The sequence below is a fragment of the Rheinheimera sp. genome, from assembly GCF_036568245.1.
Classification (GTDB): Bacteria; Pseudomonadota; Gammaproteobacteria; order Enterobacterales; family Alteromonadaceae; genus Alishewanella.
The window spans coordinates 1-10,307 of the sequence record NZ_DATCSY010000324.1 but is presented as its reverse complement, the minus strand read 5'-3'; the positions used below and the strand labels follow the sequence as shown (position 1 = coordinate 10,307).

The following is a 10,307-nucleotide window of genomic DNA, read 5'->3' as shown; positions in this document are numbered from 1 at the left end:
GCTGCCCCATGTTGGCATGCCACTGAGCCCGCCCCAGGCTGCGGTTAGCATCGTCAAAGCCAACCCAGACAGTTACTGCTAAATCAGGTGTAAAGCCAGAAAACCAGGTATCTTTCGAATCGTTAGTTGTGCCGGTTTTTGCAGACAGATCGCGTCGCTTAAGTTTTTGCAAACGCCATGCAGTGCCATTCCAGCCGGTACCGTGCTGCCAGCTACCACCGCCCCAAACACTGCTTTTAAGCGCATCAGCGATCAGAAAACTGTTCTGTTCAGAAATTACTCGTTCAGCCAGGCGGGGGGAAGTCTCCGCTGACGCTATGGCTTCGTCAGAGACGGTTTTATCCTGTGCCAATTCATTAAACAGCTGGTCCAACTGGGCTTCTGCGTCTGCTTCAACGGGTTCGGCAGCGGCAGGTTCCTTGTCAGCACAATCCTGACACACTGTCGCCGGGTTATGCTGGTAAAGGACATTTTGCTCGTCATCCACTACTTTATCTATTACGTAGGGGGTTACCAGATAGCCGCCGTTTGCAAACGCGGCATAGCCTGTAACCAACTCCAGCGGTGTGAGTGACGCCGAACCCAAGGCTAAGGTTTCATTACGTGGCAAGTCACTGGCAGCAAAACCGAAACGCTGCAGATGCCGGATGGTATTGTCGATACCGACACCCCGCAGCAATCTGACCGACACCACGTTTTTAGATTTAGCCAGTGCTTCTCTGATCCGAATCGGGCCATCGTAAACCGCGGGAGAGTTCTTTGGACGCCAGGCAATACCCGCGTTGTCGTCCCATTGATGGATGGGAGCATCATTCATGATTGAAGCCAGGGTGTAACCGTTTTCCAGTGCTGCCGAATAAACAAAAGGTTTTATGTTAGAGCCTACCTGACGTTTCGCCTGGGTAACCCTGTTAAACTGACTCTGACCGAAGCTGTAACCCCCGACCAGTGAGCGTAGCGCGCCGTTATGCGGATCGATAGCAACGATGGCACTGCTGGCTTCCGGTATCTGGGATAGACGCCAGTCAGCGTCTTGCTTACGGACCAGCACATGCATCCCCGGTGCCAGAATGGCAAATGCAGCTTTAGGCGCAGTACCCTGACGTTCATCATTAATAAAGCGCCGGGCCCATTTGAGGCCTTCCCAGTTCAGTGTTATTTCCTGGCCTCCAGCCATCAGCAAAGTAGCGCTTTGTGCCTGCACAGCAGTGACAACAGCGGGACGCAAGTCTTCCAGGCTGCTTTGAGTATCAAGGTAAGCGAGTATTTCTTCGCGTGACAGTGGTTCAGTTTCGCTAAACAAAGGCTCTGCACCCTCAGCTTCATTGAGCTGTGCCGGCCACAACTGAGCGACCGGGCCGCGGTAGCCATGACGTTCGTCATAGTCGTACAGGTTTTGCTGCAATGCCCGCTTAGCCGCCGCCTGCTGTTTACTGTTTATTGTGGTATAGACTTTCAGCCCGGCCGAATAGGCTGTTTCTTCGCCAAACTGGTTAATAACTTCCTGTCGCACCATTTCAGCAATGTAGGGGGCAGATGCTGTTATCTGAGCACCGTGTAGCCGGCTGGTGACAGGGGCTTCTATTGCCTGTTGATAAGTAGCTTTATCAATTACACCGATATCCAGCATGCGGCCAAGTACGATGTTCCGACGGGCACGGGCGTTACTGGCTGAGCGGACCGGGTTGAGCGTTGATGGTGCTTTAGGTAAACCGGCTATGATAGCTATTTCGTCGACTGTCAGATCGTGAACCGTTTTACCAAAGTAAACCTGAGCCGCAGCGCCGACACCGAAAGAGCGTTGACCCAGCTCTATCTTGTTCAGATAAAGCTCGAGGATCTGATCTTTCGTTAATAACTGTTCTATATGAATTGCTAGAAATATTTCCTTGATTTTCCGAACAATTTTTTTCTCTCGGCTTAAGAAGAAGTTGCGGGCCAGTTGCTGAGTAATGGTGCTGGCACCCTGGCTGAAATCGCCAGATGAGGCGACAACTGTCATTGCCCTGAAAATACCAATAATATCGATGCCGGGATGCTCATAAAATCTTGTATCTTCAACAGCTAAAAATGCCTGAACTAATAAAGGAGGCATTTCTTCCAATTTGAGAGGGATACGGCGCTTTTCACCAAATTGAGAAATAAGTTCGCCATCGGCTGTGAAAACCTGCATCGGCGTCTGTAATCTGACATCCAGCAAGGTTGTAACGTCCGGGAGATCATCTTTTAGGTAAAAATAGATCCCAGAGATCGTTACTACACCGAGAAGGATCATGGATAGACAGAGTATTAAAAGTTTTTTAACCCAAGACACTGAATAACCCCAATTTTTACTCCCAATTCTTTTACAACGCTGCTAGTATATATTTATTAGCTTTAGATTAAACGCTTTTTCTTGCCAAAAATTAGCGACTAAGCTATCAATGAGACAATAATCATAACTATAAAATGGCCGCAGGAAGCTATGATAAATCGCCTGTTCAGTAAACAAACACCGATGATGGTGGGGATCGATGTCGGTGCACACTCTGTGAAGGCTGTATTACTCAGTCAGCACAGCGGCGTATGTAAAGTAGAAGCATTCGCCGTAGAGCCTATGGTCAAAGGTGCAATGTCAGATCGCGAGATCCAGGACATTGAAGCAGTTGGTAATGTGCTCAGTAAGATCCGTAAGAAGATCCCCCGCTCAGTTAAATTCGCCGCCGCTGCTGTGTCCGGATCCACCGTGATCAGTAAAGTCATTTTCATGGATGTGTCCTTAACCGATGCTGAACTTGAAAGTCAGATTGAAGTTGAAGCTGACACGCTCATTCCCTATCCGTTAAATGAAGTCAGTCTTGATTTTGAAAAACTTGATGTTAACGATGCGGATCCGTCAAAAGTAAACGTACTGCTAAGCGCTGCACGAACTGAAAGTATAGAAGCGCGTGTTGCCGCACTTGATAATGGTGGTTTTACGGCTAAGGTCGTTGACATTGAGAGCTATGCGTTAAGCCGGGCTGCTGAGTTATGCCTTAAGCAGCTACCTGATGATGCGGCTAATAAAGTTGTGGCGATGGTTGATATCGGCGCTACGATGACTCTGCTCAGTATTATCGAAAATGGTAAAACCCTCTACACGCGTGACCAGGTGTTCGGTGGCGATCAATACACCCGCAGTATTCTGTCTTACTACAATAAAAGTTACGAAGAAGCAGAGTTAGCCAAAGTGAACGGTGATCTGCCGCCTAACTATACCTTTGAAGTACTGGCACCTTTTCAGACAATGCTGTTGCAACAGGTTCGCCGCGGTATACAGATGTATCTGACCAGCAGTGGCAGAGATGCGGTCGATTATCTGGTAATTTCCGGCGGTACTGCGCTGATTGAAGGTATAGACAAACTGCTGATAGACGAGCTGGGTATCCATACTGTCGTAGCCAATCCGTTTAAGTCGATGGAAGTGGCTACGTCGGTTGATCGTGAGCAACTCAACCGCCACGCGTCACAGTTGATGGTTGCCAGTGGTCTGGCGTTAAGGAGTTTTTCGTCATGGCATATATAAACCTACTGCCGTGGCGCGATGCAGCGCGTAAAGAACGGCAGAAACAGTACCTGACAATATTGACAGCAACAGCTGTGCTGAGCTTTTTACTGGTATTCCTGGTGAATATGGTTTATAGCGCCCGTATTGAAGGACAACTACAGCGCAATAACTTTCTGCAGAACGAGATAAAAATTCTCGATCAGCGTATTGCTGAGATCCGTACTCTGAATGATACCAAGAAGAGCTTGCAACAACGGATGGCACTGATTTCTCAGTTACAAGGTAGCCGAAACCTTGGCACCCAAATTATGGATGAAATTGCCAGTGCTGTCCCCGCAGGTGTGTACCTGACCCAACTTGAGAAAAAGGGTACTTCTTTGTTGTTGATCGGTAAGAGTGAATCGAATAACCGCTTGTCAAATATGCTTCGGGAAGCGGAAGAGTCGGAATTGTTATCAGAGCCTTATCTCGAGTTTATCGAGGCCGGTAAAGATTCTGTCAGTTTACTTAGCAATTTTAAAATGCACCTGACTGTTAAAGGCTATGAAGCTGTGCAGGGGGCTGAAACACCGGCTAGACCTGCAAACGGAGGTGCGAAATGAGCCTGAACATTAACTTGTCAGAGATCGATATCAATGATCTTGACCTGGAGAATATGGGATCATGGCCTGCGGGGGCAAAGATCATATTTGCCATTATTCTGGCTATTCTGGTGTCTGTTTTAAGCTACTTTCTACTTGTGGATAGCAAAATCGATGAGCTGACGGTGGCTGAGGGCAAAGAAACCGAGTTGCGGCAGGTCTATCGCACTAAGTATGCTCAGGCAGTAAATCTGGATTTGTATAAGCAGCAAATGGTAGAAATGGAGCAGACGTTTTCGTTTTTACTGAAGCAACTGCCGACAACACATGAAACCCCGGGGTTATTGGATGATATTACTTACGTTGGTACAACCAGCGGTTTAACTTTTATCCGTATTAACTGGGAGCCAGAGATCGAAAAGGAGTTTTATACCGAGCTGCCAATAAAAATTGAGGTAATCGGTGATTATCATCAGTTTGGTAATTTTGTTAGTGAGGTAGCCAAACTTCCGCGTATTGTCAGTTTGCACGATTTCTCTATTACAACTGAAAAAGATGAGCGTCTTCGTTTCAATGTCGTGGCCAAAACCTACCGCTACAAGGAGGTTCAGCCATGATTAGACGTTTATCTGTCATTACACTGACTTTAATGTTGACTGGTTGTTTTAACGATATGAGCGATGTACAGAATTACATCGCAGACGTCAAAGCGAATACAAGAGCCCGGGTAGAACCTTTGCCCGAAGTGCAGGAGTTTGAGCATATTCCTTATCGCTCTCAGGATGCTCGCAGCCCATTTTCAGCTCCGCGGCCTGAAGCAATTCAGGATAAATTTCTTCAGGTGCAGGATTGCTTACACCCTGATCCGCGTCGCAGAAAGGAGCCACTGGAAAAGTACGCTGTCGATAATTTAAAGATGCGGGGTACCTTGGGCGATATAGGTAATATCTGGGCATTGATTGAAGCATCAGATAAGACATTGCACAGAGTAACGCTGAATAATCACGTTGGGTTATTTCATGGCCGTGTTATTAACGTAGAGCCGACTCATATAGAGTTACTTGAGTTAATTCCGGACGGCGCGGGTTGCTGGAAAGAGCGGACGACAATGTTGCAGATGGCGGATGCGTCTTCTGCTGCAAGTAATTGATAGGTATGCGAGTAAATCATGGATAAAATAATCAAAATAATGTCTGGCACAATCCAGCGCACAGTACTGTGCTTTGCAGCCTTAATGCTATTTTCAATACCTGCATCAGCAGTGCCACTGCTTTACGACGTGCGGTACAACCCGTTACTGACCGGGGAAACAGAAATAGAGTTCATTTTCGACGAAGAGCTTTATGCTGACCCGAGTATTCAGGTGTTTAATGAGCCTGCGCGGATAGAACTGTTTTTTAACGAATCTGATTATGAAGAAAAGCTGAGCGAGGTTCTGATTGATAAATCCGGTGTAAAAAGAGTTACCTCCGAGTTTGAAGGCGACGGTTTTAAAACAGTGATTTATCTGGACTATTTAAAGATTTATCGAACCAGGGTTCGTGGCAACGTATTTTACATTCACATCTCAGATAACCCCACTTCTGATGCAGTAGGGCAAGCTGCAGACGTTAAACCCACTTATATCAACCGTGTAAACGCAATAGATTTCCGCCGCGGAGATAAAGGCGAAGGCCGTGTGCTGGTGTTTCTGCGCGACAATACCGCCGCGGTTGACGTGAGTGAGCGTTTGGGCAAGCTGGAAGTGGAGTTTCATAATACAGACATTTTAGATGAGCTGTTGTATCAGCTTGATGTTGTTGATTTCGGTACTGTGGTCAAAGGAATTGAAACCTTTAAAGAAGGTGCTTCTACCCGGCTTGTGATAGATACAACAGCCGAATTCACTTTTACTTACCAGCAAATTGATAATATTTTCACGCTGAACGTAGAGCGTGATACCACAAACCGCAGTATTCTCGGCGGCGGTAAAGAGTATAAAGGTCGTGCGATATCGCTGAACTTCCAGGATATCCCTGTCAGGACAGTATTGCAGATTATTGCTGACTATAATGGTTTCAATCTGGTTACCAGTGATTCAGTAACGGGTAATATCACTCTGCGGTTAGACGGCACGCCTTGGGATCAGGCGCTGGATATTGTTCTGCGGGTCAAGGGGCTGGATAAGCGGATGGAAGGTAACATCCTGATGATCGCGCCAACAGATGAACTGGCAGCCAGGGAAGCGCGGGAGTTAGAGGCAAAACAAACGGTTGCGGATCTTGAGCCGCTGTATTCAGACTTCCTGTCAGTCAACTATGCGAAAGCTGCCGATATTGCCAAGCTGCTTAGCAACAAAGATGCGACTCTGCTGTCAGCGCGTGGTTCAGTTAACGTTGATGACCGTACTAACACCATCCTGATAAAGGATACCGCAGTTAATATTGAGAACGTCCGTAAGTTGATTGAAAGGCTCGATATTCCGGTACGTCAGGTGTTGATAGAGTCACGTATGGTAACAGTACGTGATAACGTGACGGATGAGCTGGGTATTCGTTGGGGTTTTACCGATCAGCAAAGTAGCGGAAGTTCTAATCAGGGAACGTCTGGCTCTGCCGGCGGTGCTAACAATATTGCCAATGGCAACATTCCTTCATTAGATGACCGCTGGAACGTTAATTTACCCGCCAGTAATCCGGCTGGTAGTATCGCATTCCATATTGCCCGTTTGGCTGACGGTACCTTGCTGGATTTAGAGTTATCGGCGCTGGAACAGGAAAATAAAGGCGAGATTATTGCCAGCCCCCGCATCACGACGGCTAACCAGAAAGAAGCCCGTATCGAGCAGGGTGTCGAGATACCTTATGTGCAGGCGGCGTCAAGTGGTGCAACAACCGTTGAATTTAAAAAAGCGGTGCTGAGTCTGACGGTTACGCCGCAAATCACGCCTGATAATAAAATCATTCTGGATTTAGTTATCACACAGAACACCAGAGGTGAGACAGTACAAACGCCTACGGGACCTGCGACTGCTATTGATACTCAGCAGATCCAGACCCAGGTACTGGTCGATAACGGTGAAACTATTGTTCTGGGTGGAATTTACCAACAGCAAATTCTGTCGACTGTCAACAAAGTACCGCTGTTTGGTGATATTCCCTATGTAGGTAACTTATTTAGATCTACCCGCGAAGTTAATGAGAAGAACGAACTGCTGATTTTCGTCACACCGAAAATTATATCAGACGGGCTTTAATATCAAAGGCAGTGGTTGCTGCACTTGCTGCGGCAACCACTGGTTCAGAATTAGCTTGCCAACAAAAGGCTATTCCTGACATAATTCAGCGCTTCAAATTTTCGTGGGAGCCTTTTGGTCCTTGAATTTAACTTTTCACTGAGTTAGCTGATTAGTAATACAACTTATGGCAGAAAAACGTAATATCTTCCTCGTCGGCCCTATGGGCGCTGGTAAAAGCACAATAGGCCGGCACTTAGCAGACATGCTTCACCTTGAATTCTACGATTCAGATCAGGAAATTGAACGCCGCACTGGCGCAGATATTGCGTGGGTGTTTGATTTGGAAGGTGAAGAAGGCTTCCGCGTACGTGAAGAAAATGTCATTCAGGATCTGACAGAGTTGCAAGGCATAGTATTGGCAACGGGTGGTGGCTCTGTACTTAGCAAAGAAACCAGAAATCGGCTGTCGGCCAGAGGTATTGTTGTTTACCTTGAAACTCCGATAGAGAAACAGGTTGCACGTACTCAGCGCGATAAAAGACGGCCATTGCTGCAGACAGAAGAAGCACCGAAAGAAGTACTGGAAAGGTTAGCCGCAGAGCGTAACCCGCTCTATGCTGAAATAGCTGATTTTACTGTACGCACTGATGAACAGAGTGCACGGGCTGTAGCCAGCCAGATTATAGACCAACTGGGTTTTTGATTTCATTTCGATAGGGAGCTGCTGATGCAAAAAGTTGAAGTACAACTTGGCGAACGCAGCTACACCATCTCTATAGATGACAGCTTTCTTAACCTTGACCCTGCTTTGGCAGCAAAGAAGCAAGTTGTCATTATTTCTAACCCCACTGTTGCCCCTTTGTATTTGTCACAGGTTGAGGCATTGTTTCAGCCTGGGTCAGTACAACATTTTCTGTTGCCAGACGGCGAAGCATACAAAACGTTAAGCTCTTTTGAACAGGTTTTAGGTTTTCTACTCGAACAGCGGATGTCTCGGGATCTGCTGTTGGTTGCGCTTGGCGGCGGCGTAATTGGCGATTTGACCGGTTTCGTAGCAGCTTGTTATCAAAGAGGTGTCTCGTTTTTGCAGATTCCAACTACCTTACTGTCGCAGGTTGACTCGTCAGTAGGTGGCAAAACTGCAGTAAATCATCCGCTTGGCAAAAATATGATTGGCGCTTTCAAACAACCGGCACAGGTGCTGATTAATACCTCAGTTCTATCTACATTGCCACAACGAGAGTTTTCTGCGGGCATGGCAGAAGTCATTAAGTACGCGCTTATCAGCGATGCAGATTTTTTTGACTGGTTATCCCTGCATCATAAAGACATTGTTGGCTTAGAACCTGAGTTGCTGGCACAGATGATAAGGCATTGCTGTCAGATGAAAGCGGATATCGTCAGTCGTGATGAGACTGAACAGGGCGATAGAGCATTACTTAATCTCGGACACACATTTGGGCATGCTATAGAAGCGTGGTTAGGTTACGGTGAATGGCTGCATGGTGAGGCTGTATCGGCGGGTATGGTCATGGCGGCAAAGTTAGCCATGTCCCGCGGTTCGATAACCGCGCAGCAGTTGCAGCAGCTTTGTGCTTTGTTAACGGCGTTTGATTTACCTACAGCACCGCCAGCCAATATGAAGATCGAAGATTTTATGCCGTTTATGAAGACAGATAAAAAGGTGCGTAACGGCAATATGCGATTTGTGTTACCGACAGCTTTCGGTAGCACAGCGGTAGTAGATGACGTATCTGAAGCCGAATTGATAAGGGTGTTTGCTGATGGACATTACTGATTTACAGACTCGTTTGGCTCAATTGGATCATTTGCTACCGTCGCAACGCGAGTGGTTGGAAAGGCTTTTATTCCAATTGGCGTTTAATGATCATCAGCTGATTAGTATTCTGGGGTCTGCCGGCAGTGGAAAGTCAACCTTGGCGCTAGCCATTGCCGAGTTATTGTCTGATCAGTATAACATTGCGTTGCTCGATACGTCGGTTAGTAAAACTGCTGCCACGCAACAGCTGATGCAACAGTGGTTTGGGCAGCCCGGCGATCCGTCAATCTCTATCACAGAACAAATTGCAATTACAGAAGAGCAAGCGCCACTGGCTGTGGTCATCGATGATGCTGAGCGTTTCTCGTCTGAGTTTATCCGGCAGTTAAGTTCATTACCCAGCCTGGTGTTTTGTTTCTCTACAGAGAGCTCCGATGAAGCTGGACTGACTTTAACCCTGAATCGTGTCACAACAGATGATGCAGAACAATTGTTACGCCGCGATGCGTTAAACAGCATTGAAATAGCTGAGCGTCTGGCAAGTTCTAATGGCAATATGCACCGACTGCTACAACCTGTCGGGCCTGACAACAGGGCCGAAACTGCAGAGGTTGTAGCAGAAAAGTCTGCTGAGCTTAAAAAGCGAGGGATCTGGGCTGCGTTGGCTGCAGTGTTTCTGATAACGCTGTTGTATGTTTTCTGGCCATCGCAGAAGCAACCCGAGTTGTCGGTACGTATACCGGTGGAACCTGCACAAACACCGGTATTGCCAGTTGAAGTACCCGCTGCAGGAGCCGGTGTTGAAGATACTGCAATAGATAGCGCTATAAACCCAGGCTCAGATCAAATTGAAGCCGAAGTTTCTGCTGAAGCAGTAACAGATACTGAACCAGGCTCTGAGGCAGAAACGGTAGCATTGCCCGAGCCGGTGGCTGATTCCACAGAGAGCCAGACAGCAGGCACTGAGATAGCGTCAGAAGAAACTGTCTCGTCGCCAGCTGTACCCGACACAGCCGATTCTGACAGCACAGTTTTTGGATATGATGAAGTTAAGCTGCTGTCGTTGCAAAAGTCGCAAGTTGCAGTGCAATTGGCCGTATTATCGAGTGACGCTGCTTTAGCACGCTTTAAACGTGCATATCCGGCGCTTGACACATTAAGTTACCAGCGTAGCTGGCAAGGTAAGATGCAGCTTGTCTTGCT

9 protein-coding genes are annotated in these 10,307 nt (G+C 47.2%); 8 read left to right on the top strand and 1 reads right to left on the bottom strand.

The window, feature by feature from the left end; translation table 11 throughout:
* Window positions 1–2,173: penicillin-binding protein 1A (locus VIN66_RS14530; RefSeq protein WP_331924651.1), on the bottom strand; the 2,173-nt coding region annotated here is incomplete at its 3' end.
* Between the two features lie 291 nt (window positions 2,174–2,464).
* Between VIN66_RS14530 and VIN66_RS14525 the strand changes: the two genes are divergently transcribed.
* The 8 genes from VIN66_RS14525 to VIN66_RS14490 all read left to right on the top strand — a co-directional run.
* Window positions 2,465–3,544: a pilus assembly protein PilM gene (locus VIN66_RS14525; protein ID WP_134052024.1), complete on the top strand. Its 1,080-nt coding sequence runs from the start codon at window positions 2,465–2,467 to the stop codon at window positions 3,542–3,544.
* The gene (locus VIN66_RS14520; protein ID WP_331924650.1) at window positions 3,532–4,128 is read left to right on the top strand and encodes a PilN domain-containing protein; all 597 of its coding nucleotides are present in this window, start codon (window positions 3,532–3,534) and stop codon (window positions 4,126–4,128) included. Before VIN66_RS14525 ends, VIN66_RS14520 begins: the two co-directional genes overlap by 13 nt.
* Window positions 4,125–4,724 (top strand): type 4a pilus biogenesis protein PilO, encoded by a 600-nt coding sequence (locus VIN66_RS14515; protein ID WP_331924649.1) that lies wholly within the window; start codon window positions 4,125–4,127, stop codon window positions 4,722–4,724. The genes VIN66_RS14520 and VIN66_RS14515 overlap by 4 nt, the downstream gene beginning before the upstream one ends.
* Entirely contained in the window at window positions 4,721–5,257 is a 537-nt protein-coding gene (locus VIN66_RS14510) for a pilus assembly protein PilP (protein WP_331924648.1), read from the top strand. The genes VIN66_RS14515 and VIN66_RS14510 overlap by 4 nt, the downstream gene beginning before the upstream one ends.
* Before the next feature lie 84 nt (window positions 5,258–5,341).
* Window positions 5,342–7,342 (top strand): type IV pilus secretin PilQ family protein, encoded by a 2,001-nt coding sequence (locus VIN66_RS14505; protein WP_331924647.1) that lies wholly within the window; start codon window positions 5,342–5,344, stop codon window positions 7,340–7,342.
* A 166-nt stretch (window positions 7,343–7,508) separates the two neighbouring features.
* Window positions 7,509–8,027 carry a shikimate kinase AroK gene (gene aroK, locus VIN66_RS14500; protein ID WP_134052014.1) on the top strand — a complete coding sequence of 173 codons (519 nt, stop codon included), beginning with the start codon at window positions 7,509–7,511 and terminating at the stop codon, window positions 8,025–8,027.
* A gap of 24 nt (window positions 8,028–8,051) precedes the next feature.
* Window positions 8,052–9,122: a 3-dehydroquinate synthase gene (aroB, locus tag VIN66_RS14495; RefSeq protein ID WP_331924646.1), complete on the top strand. Its 1,071-nt coding sequence runs from the start codon at window positions 8,052–8,054 to the stop codon at window positions 9,120–9,122.
* Window positions 9,109–10,307 (top strand): AAA family ATPase (locus VIN66_RS14490; protein ID WP_331924645.1); only part of this gene is annotated, 1,199 nt, incomplete at its 3' end. The genes aroB and VIN66_RS14490, both read left to right, overlap by 14 nt.